The sequence below is a fragment of the Bradyrhizobium sp. WSM4872 genome (genome assembly GCF_055811715.1).
The window spans coordinates 56,658-75,282 of record NZ_JBVVPT010000001.1 but is presented as its reverse complement, the minus strand read 5'-3'; the positions used below and the strand labels follow the sequence as shown (position 1 = coordinate 75,282).

23 protein-coding genes are annotated in these 18,625 nt (G+C 64.4%); 12 read left to right on the top strand and 11 right to left on the bottom strand.

Translation table 11 applies throughout. The features are described 5' to 3' along the window. Positions 1-44 precede the first annotated feature (44 nt). Positions 45-332 carry a hypothetical protein gene (locus tag AC0L3C_RS00370; RefSeq protein WP_473266474.1) on the bottom strand — a complete coding sequence of 96 codons (288 nt, stop codon included), beginning with the start codon at positions 330-332 and terminating at the stop codon, positions 45-47. Positions 333-519: 187 nt separating this feature from the next. Between AC0L3C_RS00370 and AC0L3C_RS00365 the strand changes: the two genes are divergently transcribed. From AC0L3C_RS00365 to AC0L3C_RS00355, 3 genes are all read left to right on the top strand, one after another. Then, the gene (locus AC0L3C_RS00365; protein ID WP_473266476.1) at positions 520-1,107 is read left to right on the top strand and encodes a formyltransferase family protein; all 588 of its coding nucleotides are present in this window, start codon (positions 520-522) and stop codon (positions 1,105-1,107) included. Between the two features lie 225 nt (positions 1,108-1,332). Further along, positions 1,333-1,677, top strand: coding sequence for a hypothetical protein (locus AC0L3C_RS00360; protein ID WP_473266478.1), 345 nt, complete (start codon positions 1,333-1,335; stop codon positions 1,675-1,677). Then, a complete protein-coding gene (locus AC0L3C_RS00355) occupies positions 1,622-2,149 on the top strand; it encodes a hypothetical protein (RefSeq protein WP_473406857.1) in 528 nt (175 codons plus the stop codon). Before AC0L3C_RS00360 ends, AC0L3C_RS00355 begins: the two co-directional genes overlap by 56 nt. A 52-nt stretch (positions 2,150-2,201) precedes the next feature. Here AC0L3C_RS00355 and AC0L3C_RS00350 read toward each other — a convergent pair whose 3' ends face one another. After that, a complete protein-coding gene (locus AC0L3C_RS00350) occupies positions 2,202-2,600 on the bottom strand; it encodes a RidA family protein (protein WP_473266481.1) in 399 nt (132 codons plus the stop codon). A gap of 151 nt (positions 2,601-2,751) precedes the next feature. Here AC0L3C_RS00350 and AC0L3C_RS00345 point away from each other — a divergent pair, with 151 nt between their 5' ends. Together AC0L3C_RS00345 and AC0L3C_RS00340 are read left to right on the top strand one after the other, a co-directional pair. Further along, positions 2,752-3,627 carry a DMT family transporter gene (locus AC0L3C_RS00345; protein WP_473282331.1) on the top strand — a complete coding sequence of 292 codons (876 nt, stop codon included), beginning with the start codon at positions 2,752-2,754 and terminating at the stop codon, positions 3,625-3,627. A gap of 219 nt (positions 3,628-3,846) precedes the next feature. Continuing rightward, positions 3,847-5,265: a caspase family protein gene (locus AC0L3C_RS00340; protein WP_473406856.1), complete on the top strand. Its 1,419-nt coding sequence runs from the start codon at positions 3,847-3,849 to the stop codon at positions 5,263-5,265. Between the two features lie 75 nt (positions 5,266-5,340). Here the strand turns inward: AC0L3C_RS00340 and AC0L3C_RS00335 are convergent, their stop codons facing one another. Together AC0L3C_RS00335 and cysK are read right to left on the bottom strand one after the other, a co-directional pair. Continuing rightward, positions 5,341-5,583, bottom strand: a complete 243-nt coding sequence (locus AC0L3C_RS00335; protein WP_007610629.1) for a BrnA antitoxin family protein — start codon at positions 5,581-5,583, stop codon at positions 5,341-5,343. Between the two features lie 3 nt (positions 5,584-5,586). Continuing rightward, positions 5,587-6,564, bottom strand: a complete 978-nt coding sequence (cysK, locus tag AC0L3C_RS00330; protein WP_473266489.1) for a cysteine synthase A — start codon at positions 6,562-6,564, stop codon at positions 5,587-5,589. 222 nt (positions 6,565-6,786) lie between these two features. Here cysK and AC0L3C_RS00325 point away from each other — a divergent pair, with 222 nt between their 5' ends. Beyond that, complete coding sequence (locus AC0L3C_RS00325; protein ID WP_473266492.1) at positions 6,787-7,005, top strand: hypothetical protein; 219 nt, start codon at positions 6,787-6,789, stop codon at positions 7,003-7,005. A 33-nt stretch (positions 7,006-7,038) separates the two neighbouring features. On the opposite strand, the gene tgt is transcribed toward AC0L3C_RS00325, so the two are convergent. Next, positions 7,039-8,187, bottom strand: a complete 1,149-nt coding sequence (gene tgt, locus AC0L3C_RS00320; RefSeq protein WP_473406855.1) for a tRNA guanosine(34) transglycosylase Tgt — start codon at positions 8,185-8,187, stop codon at positions 7,039-7,041. Positions 8,188-8,415: 228 nt separating this feature from the next. Between tgt and AC0L3C_RS00315 the strand changes: the two genes are divergently transcribed. Both AC0L3C_RS00315 and AC0L3C_RS00310 read left to right on the top strand, forming a co-directional pair. After that, complete coding sequence (locus tag AC0L3C_RS00315; protein ID WP_473406854.1) at positions 8,416-9,600, top strand: patatin-like phospholipase family protein; 1,185 nt, start codon at positions 8,416-8,418, stop codon at positions 9,598-9,600. A 135-nt stretch (positions 9,601-9,735) separates the two neighbouring features. Further along, on the top strand, positions 9,736-10,482 hold the full coding sequence (locus tag AC0L3C_RS00310; RefSeq protein ID WP_473266499.1) for a TetR/AcrR family transcriptional regulator: 747 nt from the start codon (positions 9,736-9,738) through the stop codon (positions 10,480-10,482). Positions 10,483-10,563: 81 nt separating this feature from the next. On the opposite strand, the gene AC0L3C_RS00305 is transcribed toward AC0L3C_RS00310, so the two are convergent. Next, positions 10,564-10,734: a hypothetical protein gene (locus AC0L3C_RS00305; RefSeq protein WP_473266501.1), complete on the bottom strand. Its 171-nt coding sequence runs from the start codon at positions 10,732-10,734 to the stop codon at positions 10,564-10,566. On the opposite strand from AC0L3C_RS00305, the gene AC0L3C_RS00300 reads away from it, so the two are divergent. Further along, positions 10,733-11,335 carry a PepSY domain-containing protein gene (locus AC0L3C_RS00300; protein WP_473266503.1) on the top strand — a complete coding sequence of 201 codons (603 nt, stop codon included), beginning with the start codon at positions 10,733-10,735 and terminating at the stop codon, positions 11,333-11,335. The genes AC0L3C_RS00305 and AC0L3C_RS00300 overlap by 2 nt on opposite strands. Before the next feature lie 220 nt (positions 11,336-11,555). Continuing rightward, entirely contained in the window at positions 11,556-12,593 is a 1,038-nt protein-coding gene (locus AC0L3C_RS00295; protein ID WP_473406853.1) for an aspartate-semialdehyde dehydrogenase, read from the top strand. Between the two features lie 106 nt (positions 12,594-12,699). Here AC0L3C_RS00295 and queA read toward each other — a convergent pair whose 3' ends face one another. From queA to coaD, 5 genes are all read right to left on the bottom strand, one after another. Then, positions 12,700-13,782, bottom strand: a complete 1,083-nt coding sequence (queA, locus tag AC0L3C_RS00290; protein ID WP_473266513.1) for a tRNA preQ1(34) S-adenosylmethionine ribosyltransferase-isomerase QueA — start codon at positions 13,780-13,782, stop codon at positions 12,700-12,702. Between the two features lie 143 nt (positions 13,783-13,925). Continuing rightward, the gene (locus AC0L3C_RS00285) at positions 13,926-14,390 is read right to left on the bottom strand and encodes a peptidylprolyl isomerase (protein ID WP_473266507.1); all 465 of its coding nucleotides are present in this window, start codon (positions 14,388-14,390) and stop codon (positions 13,926-13,928) included. Further along, positions 14,387-14,812 carry a hypothetical protein gene (locus AC0L3C_RS00280; RefSeq protein WP_063996246.1) on the bottom strand — a complete coding sequence of 142 codons (426 nt, stop codon included), beginning with the start codon at positions 14,810-14,812 and terminating at the stop codon, positions 14,387-14,389. Before AC0L3C_RS00280 ends, AC0L3C_RS00285 begins: the two co-directional genes overlap by 4 nt. An 8-nt stretch (positions 14,813-14,820) precedes the next feature. Next, entirely contained in the window at positions 14,821-15,384 is a 564-nt protein-coding gene (locus tag AC0L3C_RS00275; protein WP_473266509.1) for a peptidylprolyl isomerase, read from the bottom strand. Between the two features lie 41 nt (positions 15,385-15,425). Beyond that, entirely contained in the window at positions 15,426-15,920 is a 495-nt protein-coding gene (coaD, locus tag AC0L3C_RS00270) for a pantetheine-phosphate adenylyltransferase (RefSeq protein WP_007610644.1), read from the bottom strand. Between the two features lie 247 nt (positions 15,921-16,167). On the opposite strand from coaD, the gene AC0L3C_RS00265 reads away from it, so the two are divergent. Then, positions 16,168-16,425, top strand: coding sequence for a hypothetical protein (locus AC0L3C_RS00265; RefSeq protein WP_473266511.1), 258 nt, complete (start codon positions 16,168-16,170; stop codon positions 16,423-16,425). A gap of 215 nt (positions 16,426-16,640) precedes the next feature. Beyond that, positions 16,641-18,494, top strand: coding sequence for a potassium transporter Kup (locus tag AC0L3C_RS00260; RefSeq protein WP_473407098.1), 1,854 nt, complete (start codon positions 16,641-16,643; stop codon positions 18,492-18,494). Positions 18,495-18,625: the final 131 nt, after the last annotated feature.

The window sequence follows — 18,625 nt, the reverse complement described above, 5'->3', positions numbered from 1 at the left end:
AGGCCTATCTCTAATCGACGCCCGACCGTGGCGGCGTGGCACGGCTAGTCTGTGGCGCAGAAATATTTGCGCGGCAGCCTGCGGTAGGCGCTGTAGCGGTAATGCGGCCGGTACACGTAGCCCCGATAGAGTGCCGGCGGCTCCTCGCCGTAATAGGCGCCGTGATAGAAATTGATGACCGGCCCTTCCGCGCAGCGATAGGTGTCCCAGGTCGGGCCGATGAACGGTGCCACCCCAACCTCGGGCGGAACCGCCGGATAGGGTGGTCCGCCGGCGTACGCCGGAGTGGTTGCGACCAGGGCCGCGAGAAGGACAAACCACGCGCTCCGCATGCGTTCGCTCCGAGCCGATGCCATGCGCGCATGGAAGCACCGGACCGGCCGGCGCCGCAATCGCGGAATTCATCGCACCCTCGCCCGGCGCATTGTTGATAACCGGCGCAAACCCGGCGCGGGTGGTGACAGGACGTCCGGACGTGTTATCGGGAGATGACGCAGTTGCGAGACGGATCGGACACCCATGCGCATTACCCTCGTCGGCTCCCGCCATTTCGGCGTGACCACCCTGAACATGCTCCGGGAGCACAGTGTCTCGATCGTGCGGGTCGTGGTGGCCGACGCCGAGGATCGTCTCGCCGCAACCGCCAAGGCGGCAGGCATCGACGTCGTGGTCCAGGCCAATCCCAAGCTGGTGGTCGCCTCCGAGATCGCCCCTGACACCGATCTGATCGTCACCGCGCACAGCCACGCCCGGATCGGCAAGGACGCGCTCGAGGCAGCGAAGCTGGGCGGGATCGGCTATCATCCCTCGCTGCTGCCGCGCCACCGCGGCAAGGCGGCCGTGGAATGGACCATCAAGGAAGGCGATCCGATCGCGGGCGGCACGATCTATCACCTCGCCGACCGCATGGACGCCGGCGCCATCGCCGCCCAGGAGTGGTGCTTCGTCAAGAAGGGCGAGACGGCCCGGGAGCTGTGGGAGCGCGCGCTGGCCCCGCTCGGGCTCAAATTGCTGGCCGACGTGATCGACTATGCCAAGGTCCACAAGGCGCTGCCGTCCAAGACTCAGGACGAGCAGTTCGCGACCTCGGCGCCAAGTCTTTCCTAAAGCCCCTTTCCTGATCCCCTTTCCTGAGCCCGTTTCCTGAGTCGCTGTCCCGACGTTTACCCTTAACGTGAAGGGGCGTTGATTCTGCTTCGAAAATTGCAGCCGGAAACCCAAATAAACCATTGTTCCCACAGGAACAATTTTCGATTTGGCACCGCACCAAATTTCCGTCACATTTGGCCCGAATAAGGGTCAGCATATCAGACAAATTCAAGGACGGATTTTATGCGTTTTGCTCGCATTGCGGCGTTCTGTGCCGCTTCAGTTATCTCCCTCGCCGCGCCCGCTTTCGCCCAGACTCCCTATGATGGCAACTGGCAGGTCACCATCGTCACCAAGAGCGGTTCCTGCGAGCCGACCGCAAGCTCCTTGCTGACGGTTGCCGACGGCAAGATCACCGCCCCCGGCGCTAACGTTTCCGGCACCATCGGCCGGGAGGGTCTTGTGAAAGTTTCGATCAATGGTGCATATGCCAACGGTCAACTCAGCGGCAACGCCGGATCGGGGAAGTGGAATGGAGCATCTGCAGGCATACCGTGCAGCGGGCGATGGGAAGCATCGCGCCAATAGAAAAATCTTGACCAGCGGTCTCGCGGCCGCCGTTATGTTTGCGGCCGGAATTGCCAATTCCGAGAGCAAGGCCCAGTCCGGTCCGTTCGCCCCGCTGGCCGGCAGCTGGAGCGGCTCAGGAACGGTGACCCTGGATGACGGCTCGACCGAGCGGATCCGCTGCCGGGCCAAATACGCTCCGATCGGACCGACTATGGAGTTGTCTCTGACCTGCGCCAGCGACGCCTACAAGTTCAACCTCGGCGCCAACGTCAAGGCTGAAGGCAGCGCCATCGCAGGCAGCTGGTCCGAGGCCAGCCGCAATATCAGCGGCTCCCTTTCAGGTCGCGGCGCCGGCGGAAACTATGAGCTGCTCGCCTCCACCGCCGGCTTCAACGCCAACATCTCGCTGAAGACGTCCGGCAATAAGCAGAACGTCACGATGCGCGCCGACAGCCAGTTCCGCGGCGCCAACATCTCGCTGTCGCGCTAGCCCGATACGAGTAGATTGACAATCGACCCGGCGATCTCGCCGGGTCGATTTTTTATGTGCCCGGCACGAACGCCGTGACCTCGATCTCGACCTTGGCCCGGTCGTCCACGAGGCCGCCGATGTAGAGCAAGGTCGAGGGCGGGAAATTGCGCCCCAGCGTTTCCTTCCAGGCCGCGCCGATGCCGGCCCCGGCTGCCTCATATTCGCTTCGGCTGGTCAGGTACCAGGTCAGGCGGACGATATGCTCGGGGCCGGCGCCGGCCTCGCCCAGCAGCTTGATGATCCGCTTCAGCGCGGTCCCGACCTGCGCTGCCATGTCAGGCGCGTAATTGCCGGTCTCGTCGCTGCCGGTCTGGCCGGCCAGCACCACCCAGCGGCCCGGCCCCTCGACCACGACACCATGGGAAAAGCCGCGCGGTTTTTTCCACTCGGCCGGCTGCAAGATGTCCATAAGCGAAGATCTCCCGATTTTTCTCGTTGTTCGGTGATGCCTTAGCACGCCGCCATGCATCGCTGCACCGGCAGATTTGGCCGTTGCAAACGGCGACGATGTCGCCGATACCGGCCCTCCCTCAGGACCCTCGCCTCCCACACCCGCGCCGATGAACACCACACCGTCCAAAACGATGGCTGCCCTGTGGATGGCGGGCTGGCTGTCGCTGATGCTGGTCATGGCGGTCGCCGGGCGCGAGACCACGCGCGAGCTGAACGTATTTCAGATCATGGAAGTGCGTTCGCTGCTAGGCTTCCTGTTGCTTTCGCCGATCATCTATCGGGCCGGCGGCTTCAAGGTGCTCAGGACATCGCGCCTGCCGCAGCACATCGGGCGCAATTTGGTGCACTATGTTGCGCAGCTCGGCTGGTTCTTCGCGCTGACGCTGATCCCGATCGGCCAAGTGGTGGCTATCGAGTTCACCATGCCAATCTGGACGGCGCTGCTCGCAGCGAGCCTCCTCTCTGAGCGCATGACGTCGTGGAAGATCGCCGCCATCGCGCTTGGCCTTTTCGGTGTGATCGTCATCGTCCGACCCGCCACCGGCGAGATCAATCCCGGTCAGCTCATTGCGCTCGGCGCCGCGATGGGCTTTGGCGTGTCCATGGTGCTGGTCAAATCGCTGACCCGTACCGAAAGTGCGCTATCGATCCTGTTCTGGATGCTGGTGGTGCAATCGGTCGCGGGCTTGATTCCGACGTTGTTCGTCTGGACGTGGCCCTCCGCCTATGTCTGGGCATGGGTCGGCGTGATCGGCGTCTGCGGCACGTTTTCGCACTACTGCCTCGCCAGCGCGATGCGCTATGCGGATGCGACCATCGTTGTTCCCATGGACTTCCTGCGGGTTCCATTGACCGCGACCGCTGGCTGGCTGCTGTATTCGGAGCGGCTTGACACCTGGACGCTGGTCGGCGCCGCGCTGATCCTGTTCGGCAATCTCCTGAATCTAAAGCCGGCTTCGCCGTTTCCCGCCCGCGCGCGCTGAACCTCGCGCCGCCTCGCGCGACAAAACCAAGTGGCCGTGTGATTTGGATCACGCTGGAGAGGGACTCCATCGTGCACATTCTGCCACACAGCAGCGGGTTGAACGCGACGAACTGCCGTTTTGGTGGCGCCAAGTCTTGGTGGCCAAATCGGGCTCTTCGTGTAAGTTCGTTGCCAATTTGTTGCTGCCTGCCAATTTCGATTCTGTTGGGGATTCCAGATGCGCACTCTCACCCTCCTCGCGTCGCTGATGTGCATGGCACTGTCGGTCAGTGCCGCGAAGGCCGACCGCCGTGTTGCTTTCGTCGTCGGCAACGGCACCTACAAGAACGTCGCACAATTGCCGAACCCGCCGATCGACGCCAAGGCGATGGCGGCAACGCTGCGCAATGTCGGCTTCGAGGTGATCGAAGGTTCGAACCTCTCGCGCGACCAGATGACGGAGAAGCTGCTCGACTTCGGCCGCAAGGCGCAGGGCTCCGATGTCGCAGTGTTCTATTATGCCGGTCACGGCATCGCGGTCGGCGGCTCCAACTATCTTCTGCCTGTCGACGCCGACATCAAATCGGAGATGGACGTCAAGCTCGGTGCCGCCATCAACATCGATCTGACGCTAGAGCAGACCATGGGCGACGCCAAGGTCAAGCTGGTCTTCCTCGACGCCTGCCGCGACAATCCGTTCGCCGCCAAGATCAAGTCGAACTCCGCGACTCGCAGCGTCAACGTACAGAGCGGTCTTGCCGAGATGAAATCCGGCGAAGGCACGCTGATCGCGTTCGCCACCGGCCCGGGCCAGACCGCGCTCGACGGCCAGGAGGGCAACAATAGCCCGTTCACCCGTGCGCTGATCGACAACATCACCAAGCCCGGTGTCGAGATCCAGCAGGCGATGACGTCGGTCCGCGCCCAGGTCAATGAGGAGACCCACAAGGGGCAGCTCCCCTGGGGCCACACCAATTTGATCGGCGCGGTCTATCTCAACCAGGCTCCGACGACGCAGGTCGCCAATGCGGCACCGACGGCTGCTGGCGTCGTGCCCGCGGCAACGGGCGGCAATTCGGATGGTGTCGAGCTCGAATACTGGCGCTCGGTCAAGGAGAGCAACAAGCCCGAAGAGCTCAACGCCTACCTCTCCACCTACCCGAACGGCCAGTTCAAGGCGCTGGCACTGGCGCGGCTCGCCGCGATCAAGAGCGGCCCGTCGACGACGACCCGCAACCTCAACGCCGGCGTCGATCCTGCTACCTTTACCGACGACGCCAGCCAACTCACCGAGGACCAGATCGGCCTCGACAAGGGCCAGCGCCGCGACGTGCAGCGTCGCCTGACCGGACTTGGATTCGACACCAAGGTCACCGGCGCGTTCAGCGAGGACACCCGTACAGTGCTCAAGCGCTGGCAGGCGGCACGTGGCTATCCGTCGACGGGCTATCTCAACAAGCTCCAGCACAAGGCCCTGCTGTCGGAGATCGTGGCCTCCGCGCCGGCCACTGCGAGCGATGAAAGCGCGAAGCCGGCCCGACGTGCCCCGGCCCAGGCGCAGAGCGCACCGGCCCAGCATCGCGGCGGCGGCGACGCTGGCGCAGCCTTCGTCGGCGGTGTGGTCGGCGGCATGATGGGCGGCATGTTCCGCCGCTGAGGCGAGGCCAATCGCAAATACAAAAGCCCGGCTCGCGCCGGGCTTTTTCGTTGCGAGTCCCTCAACCTTTGGCGTCTACTTCCCCGCGGCCTTTCGCAGCGCCTCGTTGATGCGATCCTGCCAGCCGGGCCCGCCGGACTGGAAATGCTCGAGCACGTCCTGGTCTATCCGCAGCGTGACCTGCTCCTTGACCCCCGGCGCCACGTTCTGCTTCGGCGGCGCCGCAGCGACCTTCGCCGTCACCTTCTTGAACGCCGCCTCGGCCTCCGTCCTGGCGTCGCCCAACGTCCGCGGCCGCCTCGGTGGTTGATCCGCCATGTCCTAGATTCCCTCAAACAGAGCCGTCGAAAGATACCGCTCGGAGAAGGACGGCACTATAGCCAGGATGGTCTTTCCCGCAGCTTCCGGCCGCTTGCCGATCTCGAGGGCCGCGGCGATCGCCGCGCCCGAGGAGATGCCGCCCGGAATGCCCTCATGCCGCGCCAGCGCCCGCGAGGTCTCGATCGCCGTCGTCGAGTTGATCTTCAGGATCTCGTCGATCACCGAGCGGTCAAGGATGTCAGGCACGAAGCCCGCACCGATGCCCTGGATCTTGTGCGGCGTGTGCTGGCCGCCCGACAGCACCGGGCTCTCCTCCGGCTCGACCGCGACCACGCGCAGCGAGGGCTTGCGCGGCTTCAGCACCTGGCCGACGCCGGTGATGGTGCCGCCGGTGCCGACGCCGGCGACGAAGAAGTCGATGTTACCGCCGGTGTCGTTCCAGATCTCCTCCGCGGTGGTGCGGCGGTGCACCTCGGGATTGGCGAGATTCTTGAACTGCTGCGGCATCACCGAATTCGGCGTCGTCTTCAACAGCTCTTCGGCCGTCGCAATCGCGCCCTTCATGCCTTGCGCGGCCGGTGTCAGCACCAGCTCAGCGCCCAGAAAGGCCAGCATCTTGCGTCGTTCGATCGACATCGACTCCGGCATGACCAGCTTGAGCCTGTAGCCGCGCGACGCCGCGACGAAGGCCAGCGCGATGCCGGTATTGCCGGAGGTCGGTTCGATCAGCACGGTATCGGGCTTGACGATGCCGGCGTTCTCCATCGCGATGACCATCGCCGCGCCGATGCGATCCTTCACGCTTGCGGCGGGATTGAAATATTCGAGCTTTGCCAAAATGGTCGCGTTCACGCCATGCATACCCGGCAACTGGCGCAAGCGCACGATCGGCGTGTCGCCAAAAGCATCGACGATCGAGTCATAGATCCGGCCGCGGCCGGGTTGGTGCGCTGCACCCGTGGTGGACGATGCGTCCATGATGAACTCCCTGTGGCGATGATTGTGCTTCTGTTGCAGCTGTTGCGCAGTTAGAGACAGCCTGCGGCGACACGCAAGCGACATTGCGGCACATGTTAAATACGCTGCATCGCAAAATCACGTGAGCTGTAATTATCAGAAAACCAACGCATTTGTGTTGCGACCTCGTCAACTGATTCTGCTTATGTTAGACTTAGGTCTCAAAGCTGGGAGGTCACCACGATGTCAGCAGTCGCTGAAATGTTGTCGACCGTCGCACCGAACCGCGCTCCGCGGTGCAGTGAGTTGCCCACCTGTCCCGTCTGCGCCGACTCCATGGTCGCCGCCGAAGGTTCTGCGTATGTGTCGGAACACCTGATCAGCTATCTCTGGACCTGCGACAATTGCGGCTACGGCTTCGTGACCAAGCACGCCGTCAAGCAGCGGATCGTCTGCAACTGACGTTTCCTCTTCATCCAACCTTGCGGAATTGACCTAGCGCGGGGCGATGTCGCCCCTCGCCCAGTCCTCGCGCGTACGCCGATAGAACTCCTCGAACGTTCCCTGTGCGACCGCGTCCCTGATGCCCTGCATCAGGGACTGGTAGTAAGCGATATTGATCTCGGACAGCAGCATCGCACCCAGCGTCTCGCCCGCCTTGACGAGATGATGCAGATAGGCGCGCGCGTAGCTACGCGCCGACGGCCAGGAGCTCTCTTCGTCGAGCGGACGGGGATCGTCGGCGTGGCGCGCGTTGCGCAAATTAACCTGGCCGAAGCGTGTAAAGGCAACGCCGTGCCGGCCATTGCGCGTCGGCATCACGCAGTCGAACATGTCGATGCCGCGCTTGACCGCCTCGAGGATGTCGTCGGGTGTGCCGACGCCCATCAGATAGCGCGGCCGCTCTTTCGGCAGCAGCGGCGCTGTCTCGTCGATCATCGCGAGCATCACGGCCTGCGGCTCACCGACGGCGAGGCCGCCAATCGCATAGCCATGGAATCCGATCTCGATGAGGCCTTGCGCGCTGGCATGGCGAAGCTGGGAGATGTCGCCGCCCTGCACGATGCCGAACAGCATGTAACCGTCGGGCGCGCTCTCGAAGGCGCGCTTGCTTCGCTCGGCCCAGCGCAGCGACAATTGCATCGCGCGATCGATGTCGGCGCGCTCGGCCGGCAGTCGCACGCATTCGTCCATCTGCATGGCGATGTCGGAGCCGAGCAAACGCTGCACCTCGATCGAGCGCTCCGGCGACAGCTCGACCTTGGCGCCGTCGATATGCGAACGGAACGTCACGGCCTGCTCGCTGACTTTGCGCAGATCCGCCAGCGACATCACCTGGAAGCCGCCGGAATCCGTCAGCATCGGCCCGTTCCAGCCGGTGAATGTCGGCAGGCCGCCAAGTGCCGCGATCCGCTCGGCGCCGGGACGCAGCATCAGATGATAGGTGTTGCCGAGCACGATGTCGGCACCGGCCTCGCGCACCTCGCGCCAGTGCATGCCCTTCATCGCGCCGGCGGTACCGACCGGCATGAAGGCGGGCGTGCGCACCACGCCGTGCGGCGTGGTCAGGCGCCCGGTGCGCGCGGCGCCATCGGTGGCGAGCAGTTCGAAATGATTGGGCAGGCCGGTGTCAGGACGATTCATGACGGTGCTTATTGCGTGTCGGAGCAGGCCGATCAACCCGCTCAGGCGATGCTTCGGCCGGCTTATGCATCAGACTGGGACAACGGCCACCAACATCTGGGACACGGAATTGTGCGCGTCGGCGCTTGTTAAACAAAACGACACAGTGTAGTTTTACCTCGGGGGTTGGACGAGATGCCGCGGCGATGTTGCCGGCGGCGGTAGACACGTGATCGCCAGCCACCGACAATGCCCTTCCCATCAAGTTCGACTGAGCCGTCCTCCCGTTCGCATGGCTGGACAAGGCAGACCGGCGCTCGCCTGTTCGGGTTCCTGGTCCTGACGTGCAGCCTGGCGCTCGGCGCCTGCACCTCCCTGCCCCGCACGCCCTATACGGCCACCGAAGCCAGCACGTCGCGCGTGCTCGATATCGACGGCCTCCGGCGCTACGCCGACGAACCCATCACGAAATTCAGCTTCGAGAAGGACACCAGCACCGCGACCAAGTCCTACCTGGCGCTGTCAGGCGGCGGCGCGGATGGCGCCTATGGTGTCGGCGTGCTGAACGGCTGGACCGCGGCCAGAACGCGTCCCAGCTTCTCTGTCGTCTCGGGCGTGAGCACCGGCGGCCTGATCGCACCTTTCGCGTTTCTCGGCTCGCGATATGATGACACGCTGAAGGAGGTCTACACCAGCGGCGTCGCCGAGAGCCTGTTGAGTGATCCCAGCATCATGCGCGTGCTGTTCGGATCCGGTCTGTTCGGCAACACGCGGCTGCGCGAACTCGTCGCCCGCTATGTCGGGCGGGAGATCATGGCGCAGGTCGCCCGTGAAAACGCCAAGGGCCGAAGGCTGCTGGTGGTGACGACAGATCTCGACACCCAGCGCACGGCAATCTGGGACATGGGCAGGATCGCCGCGGTCGGCACACCCGAGGCGCTCAAGCTGTTTCGCGACGTGATGGCGGCCTCCGCCAGCATACCGCTGGTGTTTCCGCCGATCATGATCGACGCCGAAGGCGAGGGCCGCAGGTTTCAGGAGATGCATGTCGACGGCGGCGTGACGGCCCCGGTGCTGACGCTGCCGGAAGCCCTGCTTTTCCAGGGCAGTCGCCTGCCCGGCCCCGCGAAGCTGGACATCTACATCCTCGTCAACAAGAAGATCGAACGCAATTTCGAGCTCGTCTCCAACAGCACCATCGACGTCGCCTCACGCAGCCTGTCGTCGATCACCCAGTCGCAGACCCGCTCAATCATCTTCTCGACCTATGATTTTGCCAGGCGCAACCGCCTGGGCTTCCATCTCTCCTACATCGCGCGCGACTATCCGGCCGCCCCCTCGGAAGGATTCGACACCGCCTATATGCGGGCGCTGTATCAGTACGGATACGAGAAGGCGGCGTCAGGCCAAGCCTGGACGTCAACGCTTCCGTGACACGCTCGCTGAGGAACGGGGCCGCGCCGAGACGGTTGACGATGGGGCTCATTCGGCCAGATTAGCCATGACGCACCCGCTGCTGCGCGTTATAGAGCAACCACTGATGTCACGACCGCGCAGGAATCATTGGGCATGGGATTGACTGCGACCAGGACCAGACCGGCAGCTCAGCGGCGCGAGGTGCCGAAATCGCGCGGCGGCCGGCCGACGAAAAGCGCCGCGATCGAGCGCGATCAGCGGCTGATCGAGGTCGCCACCCGCCTGTTCCTGGATCGCGGCTTCGATGCCACCTCGCTCGATGCGGTCGCGGAAGCCGCGCGGGTGAGCAAGCCCACCGTCTATGCCCGTTACGGAGACAAGCGCGGATTGTTCGCCGCCGTGCTGCGGCGCGAGATCGCGCGATGGCTTGCACCGCTATCGGCGGCTGCCGAGACCCAGCTCGGCAGCGCCTCGGATATCTCGGTCGAGCAGCGGCTGGTCGAGATCGGGCGCGAGATGCTGACATTCACCTGCGGTCCCGATGCCGTCGCCTTCAGCCGCATGATGACGTCGCAGGCCATCAACTTCCCCGACATCGCCAAGCTCGGCAAGGAGGAAGGCTGGCTCAAGGCCGTCGCCACCACGGCACGCTTCTTCGACCATCTGGTGGCGCAACGCGCGCTCGACATCGAAGACACCACGATCGCAGCCGAGGTGTTTCTCGACGTCGTCGTGGGGCACACCCACCGCATGGCGACGTTCGGAACGACGCTCGAGCTGAAAGACGCCGAAAAGCGCATGCGGGTTGCCATCAAGCTGTTCCTGGCCGGTGCGCTTGGCCCTCCGGACCGCCTTCAGGACGCCGCCAAGACCGCGCGGCGGCGGCGCCCATCCCGCTGACAATTCCGTGAGGCTGCGATCTTCCCACGGGATTCCGCGCCCGCGCCGTTGACCAAAACAAAACGATACGGTATGGTTTAATTATAGGGCGATGCGGATCGCTTTTTCACCAGCCCCAAAGAGGTCCGCACCGCCTCGATCGCCGCGGCGGAAATAGCCCGTCACGACGCTCAGCGGCCGACCGATGCCCAAGGTCGGCCGCAAATTCTTTACGATCATCCGGCACACTCGCTGGCCGAGGGTTTCGAGCATGACGACAGCCAAACGACGGATCTCGGGATTGCTCGCGATCGCCGTGTCCGCACTCCTCCTCCCGGCGCCGGCGCGGGCGATCGTGAGCGGGGGCACGCCGACCGCCCTTCATAGCGACACAGATGGTGACACTGAGGTCGACCGCCAAGCGGTCAGTCGCGAGATCGAGCGATTCCGCAGCTCGTCGATCTCGATCAACCAGGCCATGGCGATTGCGGAAGCCCGCCACGCCGGTGCCACCACGGCGGATGTGAGTTTCGACGGAGCCTCCGGCGTGCCGGTCTACCGGGTGAAGACACTGCACAACGACCGGATCTGGCGCCACACCATCAATGCCGCGACCGGCGAGCTCGTCGGCGGCGAAGCCGCCCTGCCCCTCGCCGAGCTCGACCTCGACGACCGCAGCAACCTCGCAGCGCTCGGTGCCATCAAGCACCGTCTGGCGGATGCCGTGGACGTCGCCGAACGCGCGGCCTCCGGCAAGGCGATCAGCGGCGGACTGGTGCGCGAACGCGGCCGGCTGAATTTCGCGATCGTCGTCATCAGTGGCGACAACCTCAAGGAGGTCATCCTCGAACCGCCGGGCGCCCGGACCAAATAGCGGTAGCGCCAATTCCGCCGAAAAGCCATTGACGGGCGCAAAACTCTCCCGCATAAGCTCCCGCCATGTTCGCGACCACCAAACGCACGACTAAAACCACCACGGCCTTCGGGGCCCGGGGAGGCGTGCGCGTGTAGTCGTCGACTAGAACGCAATCTACTCTACCGAAGCCCCGCCCTCGTTGGTCCGGGGCTTTTTTGTTGTCTGAATTCTCAAATCAATGGAGGACAAAGTGAGTAACGATCCCGTCGTCGCGATTGTCGGCGTCACCGGTGCGGTGGGCGCCGAATTCATCGCCACCATGGACAAGCGCGGCTTTCGCGTCGGCAAGCTCAAGGCGCTGGCCAGCGCCCGCTCGGCCGGCAAGACGGTGTCGTTCCGCGGGCAAGACGTCGTCATCGAGGAGCTGACCGAACGCGCCCTCGAAGGCGTCGACATCGCCCTGTTCTCCGCCGGCGGCAGCATCTCCAAGAAGTACGCGCCGATCGCGGTCAAGGCGGGTGCCGTCGTCGTCGACAACTCCTCCGCCTTCCGCATGGACCCGAACGTGCCGCTGGTGATCCCCGAGATCAACGCGAACCGCATCCGCGACCACAAGGGCATCATCGCCAACCCGAACTGCGCCGCCATTACGGCGCTGGTGCCGCTGTGGCCGATCCACCAAAACAACCGCATCGAGCGCGTAATCATCTCGACCTACCAGGCGGCCTCCGGCGCCGGCGCTGCCGCCATGGACGAGCTGGTCGAGTCCACCCGCGCCAACCTCAACGGGCAGGTTTATACGCCGAAGGTGATGCCGCATCCCTACGCCTTCAACCTCTTCAACCACAACACGGCGATCGACCCCGACACCGGCTACAACGACGAAGAGACCAAGGTCATCAACGAAACCCGCAAGATCTTCGAGGACGACAAGATCGCGATCGGCGTCACCTGCGTGCGCGTGCCGGTGCTGCGGGCTCATTGCGAGGCCATCACCTTCGAATGCGAGAAGCCGATCACCGAGGACCAGGTCCGCGCCATCATGGCGCGAGCGCCCGGCGTCAAGATCGTCGACGACCGAGCCAAGAACTACTTTCCGATGCCGATCGACGCCTCGGGTCAGGACGACGTCCTGGTCGGCCGAATCCGCAAGGACCTCAGCGACCCCTCCGGGCATTCGATCTCGATGTTCGTGGCGGCGGATCAGCTGCTCAAGGGCGCTGCACTCAACGCGGTGCAGATCGCGGAGCTCCTGCCGCAGCGGCAGATGGCGTAGCGGGTATCGTAGGGTGCTTAGCCAGGCGGCTGCGCGAAGCGCAGTCCGCTTGGCGAACCCGCCTCTTTCGCTTCCGCGGAGACAAACAGTGGTGGGTTACGCTTCGCTAACCCACCCTACCGCTCGCCCGAAACAACAAACACGCATCGCCATACGAATAGAACCGATAGCCGGTCGCGATCGCGTGTGCATAGGCCTGCTGCATCGTCTCCAGCCCGGAGAACGCCGACACCAACATGAACAGTGTCGATTTCGGCAAATGGAAATTGGTCAGTAGAATATCGACGGCGCGGAAGCGATAGCCGGGAGTGATGAAGATCGAAGTCTCGGCGGCGAACGGCTCAATGGTGCCGTCCTCGCCGGCTGCGCTCTCGAGCAGGCGCAACGACGTGGTGCCAACCGCGATGATACGGCCGCCGTTCTTGCGCGCGGTGTTGAGCCGTTCCGCCGTCTCGGCCGAGAGCGTGCCCCACTCGGCGTGCATCTTGTGGCCTTCGGTGTCGTCCACCTTCACCGGCAGGAAGGTCCCTGCCCCGACATGCAGCGTGACGCGGTTGATGCCGACGCCACGCGCGTGCAGCGCCTGCTCCAGCGCCGGCGTGAAATGCAGGCCGGCTGTCGGCGCGGCAACGGCGCCTTCATTCGCCGCGAACATGGTCTGGTAGTCGGCGAGATCCCGATCGTCAGGCGTACGTTTCGAGGCGATGTAGGGCGGCAGCGGCGGGCTGCCGAGATCGGCGATGGCTTGATCCAGCGTCGGGCCGTGAAACGAAAATGAGAGCGTCACCTCGCCTTCCACGCCCTTGGCCTCGACCTCGGCGTCGAGATGGCCGAGCAGGCAGACCTTGCCCTCATTGCCGAAGCGGATGCGGTCGCCGGCTGTGAGTTTTTTGGCAGGCTTCACGAGCGCCTGCCAGCGCGAGCCGTCGAGGCGCTTGATCAGCGTTGCCTCGATCTTTGGCTCGGTCTCGCGGCCGATGCGACGGCCGCTCAATTGCGCCGCGATCACCTTGGTGTCGTTGACGACGAGCTGGTCGCCCGGCCTCAGCCATTGCGGCAGATCGGCGACGATTTGGTCGCGCAACGTGCCGTGATCGACAACCAGCATCTTCGCGGAGTCGCGCGGGCTCGCCGGGCGCAACGCGATGCGCTCGGGCGGCAGGTGGAAATCGAAGAGGTCGGTGCGCATCGCGTGCTCGGGGCCGTACAGTTGGACCCTCATGGTGAGGAGGCGCGTAGCGCCGTCTCGAACCATGAAGGCCGAGCTGCAGCAGCGGGGCCTTCATCCTTCGAGACGCGCGTTCCGCGCTCCTCAGGATGAGGGTTGAACGCTTACTCCTTATCCGCCGCCATCCGCGCCTTGACGATCTTGTCGGGGTTCTGCACGGGCTCGCCGCGCTTGATCTTGTCGACGTTCTCCATGCCCTCGGTGACCTTGCCCCACACCGTGTACTGGTTGTCGAGGAAGCGGGCGTCGTCGAACACGATAAAGAACTGGCTGTCGCCGGAATCCGGGCTGGCGGCGCGCGCCATCGAGGTGGTGCCGCGCACATGCGGCTCCTTGTTGAACTCGGCCTTCAGCTTCTTGCCGGAGCCCCCGGTGCCGGTGCCCTGCGGGCAGCCGGTCTGCGCCATGAAGCCGTCGATCACGCGATGGAACACGATGCCGTCGTAGAAGCCTTCGCGCACGAGTTCCTTGATGCGCGCGACGTGGCCGGGCGCCAGATCAGGCCGCATCTCGATGGTGACGGGGCCCTGCGTGGTCTCGAGGATCAGGGTGTTTTCGGTGGCGCTCATGCTCGTCTCTCTTGGGTTGGGGGTGAAGTCCTGTCAGGTGAAGATTTGCGGTTGCGAAACTGGATCGCGAATGGACGCCCCGCAGCGGCGCCGGCCATCGCATCGGTAAATGGCATCGGCGTGCAGCGTTGCAATGCCTCCATCACCGCGACCCGGTATTGCAGTCGGTCCTCGTCGGAGGCCTCCGCGGATTCATAGGTAATCCTCGGATGGCCCAGAATGTTTCCGGCCCGGTTGAAGCTCACGACGACGGTGATGTCGATCGGGCGGGCCCTGGCGGCGGGCGGCGGCTTCCAGCAGGTGCGCAGATGCCGGAAGATGTCCTGGATGGTGTTGACCTGTGCGTCCTCGGCGATTGCGCCGGGAACGCCGAGCAGCAGCACCGCGGCAACCAGCAGGAGCTTGCCACCGCAGCGCGCCATCGTCTCTCCTATTTGATGTCGGAAGCGACCTGCACCTTCACCATCTTGTCGGGATCGGTGACGGTGCCGCCGCTCGATCCGGGAGGCGCCTTCTTGAGCTTGTCGACGACGTCCATGCCCTGCACGACCTCGCCGATCACGGTGTACTGGTTGTCGAGGCTGCCGCCGTCGGCGAACATGATGAAGAACTGCGAATTGGCGGTGTCCACGCTGTCGCCGCGCCGGGCCATGCCGACGATGCCGCGCGCAAAATGCACCTTGGAGAATTCCTGCTTCAGGTTCGGATATTTCGACCCGCCGGTGCCGTTGAAGTTCTGACCGTCACCAGTCTGTGCCATGAAGCCGTCCATGACGCGGTGAAACGGCACGTTGTTGTAGTAGCCCTCGCGCGCGAGCTGCTTGATGCGCTCGGCGTGCTGGGGCGCGAGGTCCGGTCTCAGCTTGATGACGATGCGGCCCTTGGTGGAGTCGATGACGATGGCGTTGGCCTTGTCGAGGCCGGCCGGCAAGGCTTGCGCGAAGGCCGGCACCGCGAACAGAACCGCGGCAACAAATGCGAGAATTCGGATCATGATAACTCCGGATCAGAGATGAGAAAGGAAACGCGCCGTTATCAGGCGAATTTTGCCTTGAGCTGGGCCGCAACCAGCGGCGGGACGAAAGCCGAGACGTCCCCGCCCATGGCTGCGATCTGGCGCACTAAAGTGGCGGTGATCGGGCGGACCATGGGAGAAGCCGGCAGGAAGACCGTATGCACCTCGGGCGCCATGGCCTCGTTCATGCCGGCGAGCTGCATCTCGTAGTCGAGGTCGGTGCCGTCGCGCAGGCCCCGAATCATGATCGTCGCACCGTGCTTGCGCGCCGATGTCACCGACAGATCGTCAAACGTCGCGGCTTCGAGCACGCAGCCGGCCTGGGCCGCCACCGGCCCGCAGACGTCATGGAGCATCTTGAGCCGCTCCTCGGTCGAGAACAGCGGCTTCTTGCCGGGGTGCACCCCGATCGCGACAACGAGCCTGTCGCACAGCGACACGCTGTGCCGGACCACGTCCAGATGGCCGTTGGTGATGGGGTCGAAGGAACCTGGATAGAAGGCAATGCGGGGCATGGCCACGTCCTACCGCGCCCTGCCCGGCCCGGCAAGCCGGTCCGGTTCCCTGGCGGTTTTTCCGCAAAACCGTGTCGGAATGCGCTGAATTGTTTCGTCCTGAGGGCGGCCACGAAACAAAACGGAGCGCGAACGAAACCATTTCCCGCGTTCGCGAAGACGTCCGGAAACTGGCCATGGTTACTAATCCGGCCAACGAACGACGGGCCGCACACTGGGCGTAGCGGCCGCATCACAGGGGACAGTCATGATCAAGGCTTTTTCGGCGATCGCCATCTCTGCGTGTGTTGCTGCCGCCCTCACCCTCCTGCCCGGCTTCGCCCCCACCGTCGAAGCGAGCGTGCCGCAACCGCTCGCCAAGGGCGACCGGCTCGATATCCGCACTATCGGCAAGGACTGCTCGCGGCAGGCCTGGCCGAATTTCGAGGCGTCCTGCCTTCGCCAGGCCGGCACCAAAGCCGACATCCGCGAGGCCCGCCTCGTGACCGCCAACCGCACTCCGTAGCGCGGGCTGTCAGTTTCGCGTCAGGAAACCTCCCGATTAGTCCCAACGATAAACCGCAAAGATAACCCATGGATATTTGCGACGTCCCGTCGCAGACTGCCCGATGCTCGCGCCCGCCGGAATGACCCGTCGGGCGCGAACCCATCGGGGGGTTACCATTGTCCAGTACGCCCGCAGTCGCCTCCGGCCATCAACCTGATCCACTGCCGCTTGCCATGACCTTGGGCGCCCTCGGGGTGGTCTATGGCGATATCGGCACCAGCCCCCTCTATGCCCTGAAGGAAGCCGCCAAGGCTGCCGCCCACGGCGGCACATTGACGAACGATGCCGTTCTGGGCGTTGCCTCCCTGATCCTCTGGGCGCTGTTGCTGATCATCTCGCTGAAATATGCGCTGTTGATTCTGCGTGCGGACAACCGCGGCGAAGGCGGCATCGTCGCCCTGCTGGCCTTGCTGCATGCCCGCAACGCCCAACCCGGTACCTGGCGCGCGCATCTGCTGGTCGTCGGCCTCGTCGGCGCCGCCCTGCTCTACGGTGATGGCGCGATCACGCCGGCGATCTCGGTGCTCTCAGCCATCGAAGGTCTGAAGGTCGACGCACCATCGCTCGCGCCGGCGGTTGTGCCCGTGACCGTCGTCATCCTGATCGGACTGTTCATGATGCAGAAGCAGGGCACCGGCTTCATCGGCCGCATCTTCGGGCCGGTGATGCTGGCCTGGTTCTTCGTGCTGGCAGCGCTCGGCATCCACGGCATCGTCAAGGCGCCGGCGGTGCTGGCGGCGCTGAGCCCGCTCTATGCTTTCGACTTCCTGATCCACCAGGATTTTCATGTCTCCTTCGCGATCCTGGGGGCCGCCTTCCTCGCGGTGACCGGCGGCGAAGCCATGTATGCCGACATGGGGCATTTCGGCCGCCTGCCGATCCGGCTGGCCTGGTTCGCGATCTGCCTCCCCGCGCTGGTGCTGAACTATTTCGGCCAGGCCGCGCTGCTGATCACCGATCCCACCATGATCGAAAATCCGTTCTTCCAGCTCTGTCCTGACGCCCTGCACTATCCGCTGGTCGCGTTCTCGGCGGTCGCAACCGTGATCGCCTCGCAGGCCATCATCTCCGGCGTGTTCTCGCTGACGCAGCAGTCGATCCAGCTCGGCTTCCTGCCCCGCATGCAGATCCGTCACACCACGAGCGACGCGATCGGCCAGATCTATGTGCCATTGGTGAACTGGCTGCTCGCCGCCGCAACGCTCGGCGCCGTCCTGGGCTTCGGCAGCTCGGATGCGCTGGCCGGCGCCTACGGCATCGCGGTGTCGCTGTTGATGGCGATCACCACGCTGCTCGCCGCCCTGGTCGCGATCCAGTGGGGCTATTCGCCATGGCTCGTGGTGGCCGTGAACGGATTCTTCTTCGTGATCGACGTGATCTTCTTCTCGGCCAATTCGATCAAGCTGTTCGAGGGCGGCTGGTTTCCACTGATGCTCGCCGCCCTCGTCGCCTTCCTGATGCTGACCTGGCGAAGCGGCGTGAAGCTCGTCGAAGCGGCACGCGCGAAGCTGCGCCAGCCCGAAGAGGATCTGATCGAGACCGCGGTCAACAAGTGCAGCGCCAGACTCCCCGGGACCGCCGTGTTCCTGGCCTCGGCGCCCCGCGGCGTGCCGCTGGCGCTGACCCAGTTCGTCAAGCACAACCACGTGCTGCACGAGCGCATCGTCCTGGTCACCGTGCTGATCGAGGAACTTCCTCACATCGCCGACGAAGACCGCATCGAGGTGATCGAGATCATTCCCGGCATTACCCGCGTCGTCCTGCATTACGGCTTCATGCAGAACCCGACGATCTACGAAGGGCTGACCCTGGCCTGCCGCCAGGGCAAGCTCCCCGGCATCGACCTCTCCGACATCACCTATTACGTCGGCCGCGAAACCATCATCCCGCGCGAGGACGTGCCGGGCATGTGGGTCTGGCGCGAAACCGTATTCGCCTTCCTGCAACGCAACGCCGAACGCTCCGCCGCGTTCTTCGGCGTGCCGACCAAGCAGGTGGTGGAGTTCGGCACAGAGCTGGAGATTTAGGGCAGTTCGTAGCCCGGATGGAGTGAAGCGAAATCCGGGTTTCTTGCGCCGCGCGGAGAGTCCCCGCGTTTTCGTAGGGCGCCACCGGGGTCACCGGGGGTGCCGCCCAGCACCCGGGCGGCGCCCCAGAG

Excerpts from the sequence above, each read along its gene's own strand:
- AC0L3C_RS00370 (WP_473266474.1), bottom strand. The coding sequence starts at position 332 with ATGCGGAGCGCGTGGTTTGTCCTTCTCGCGGCCCTGGTCGCAACCACT.
- AC0L3C_RS00365 (WP_473266476.1), top strand. The coding sequence starts at position 520 with ATGCGCATTACCCTCGTCGGCTCCCGCCATTTCGGCGTGACCACCCTG.
- AC0L3C_RS00360 (WP_473266478.1), top strand. The coding sequence starts at position 1,333 with ATGCGTTTTGCTCGCATTGCGGCGTTCTGTGCCGCTTCAGTTATCTCC.
- AC0L3C_RS00355 (WP_473406857.1), top strand. The coding sequence starts at position 1,622 with ATGGAGCATCTGCAGGCATACCGTGCAGCGGGCGATGGGAAGCATCGC.
- AC0L3C_RS00350 (WP_473266481.1), bottom strand. The coding sequence starts at position 2,600 with ATGGACATCTTGCAGCCGGCCGAGTGGAAAAAACCGCGCGGCTTTTCC.
- AC0L3C_RS00345 (WP_473282331.1), top strand. The coding sequence starts at position 2,752 with ATGAACACCACACCGTCCAAAACGATGGCTGCCCTGTGGATGGCGGGC.
- AC0L3C_RS00340 (WP_473406856.1), top strand. The coding sequence starts at position 3,847 with ATGCGCACTCTCACCCTCCTCGCGTCGCTGATGTGCATGGCACTGTCG.
- AC0L3C_RS00335 (WP_007610629.1), bottom strand. The coding sequence starts at position 5,583 with ATGGCGGATCAACCACCGAGGCGGCCGCGGACGTTGGGCGACGCCAGG.
- cysK (WP_473266489.1), bottom strand. The coding sequence starts at position 6,564 with ATGGACGCATCGTCCACCACGGGTGCAGCGCACCAACCCGGCCGCGGC.
- AC0L3C_RS00325 (WP_473266492.1), top strand. The coding sequence starts at position 6,787 with ATGTCAGCAGTCGCTGAAATGTTGTCGACCGTCGCACCGAACCGCGCT.
- tgt (WP_473406855.1), bottom strand. The coding sequence starts at position 8,187 with ATGAATCGTCCTGACACCGGCCTGCCCAATCATTTCGAACTGCTCGCC.
- AC0L3C_RS00315 (WP_473406854.1), top strand. The coding sequence starts at position 8,416 with ATGCCCTTCCCATCAAGTTCGACTGAGCCGTCCTCCCGTTCGCATGGC.
- AC0L3C_RS00310 (WP_473266499.1), top strand. The coding sequence starts at position 9,736 with ATGGGATTGACTGCGACCAGGACCAGACCGGCAGCTCAGCGGCGCGAG.
- AC0L3C_RS00300 (WP_473266503.1), top strand. The coding sequence starts at position 10,733 with ATGACGACAGCCAAACGACGGATCTCGGGATTGCTCGCGATCGCCGTG.
- AC0L3C_RS00305 (WP_473266501.1), bottom strand. The coding sequence starts at position 10,734 with ATGCTCGAAACCCTCGGCCAGCGAGTGTGCCGGATGATCGTAAAGAAT.
- AC0L3C_RS00295 (WP_473406853.1), top strand. The coding sequence starts at position 11,556 with ATGGAGGACAAAGTGAGTAACGATCCCGTCGTCGCGATTGTCGGCGTC.
- queA (WP_473266513.1), bottom strand. The coding sequence starts at position 13,782 with ATGCGCACCGACCTCTTCGATTTCCACCTGCCGCCCGAGCGCATCGCG.
- AC0L3C_RS00285 (WP_473266507.1), bottom strand. The coding sequence starts at position 14,390 with ATGAGCGCCACCGAAAACACCCTGATCCTCGAGACCACGCAGGGCCCC.
- AC0L3C_RS00280 (WP_063996246.1), bottom strand. The coding sequence starts at position 14,812 with ATGGCGCGCTGCGGTGGCAAGCTCCTGCTGGTTGCCGCGGTGCTGCTG.
- AC0L3C_RS00275 (WP_473266509.1), bottom strand. The coding sequence starts at position 15,384 with ATGATCCGAATTCTCGCATTTGTTGCCGCGGTTCTGTTCGCGGTGCCG.
- coaD (WP_007610644.1), bottom strand. The coding sequence starts at position 15,920 with ATGCCCCGCATTGCCTTCTATCCAGGTTCCTTCGACCCCATCACCAAC.
- AC0L3C_RS00265 (WP_473266511.1), top strand. The coding sequence starts at position 16,168 with ATGATCAAGGCTTTTTCGGCGATCGCCATCTCTGCGTGTGTTGCTGCC.
- AC0L3C_RS00260 (WP_473407098.1), top strand. The coding sequence starts at position 16,641 with ATGACCTTGGGCGCCCTCGGGGTGGTCTATGGCGATATCGGCACCAGC.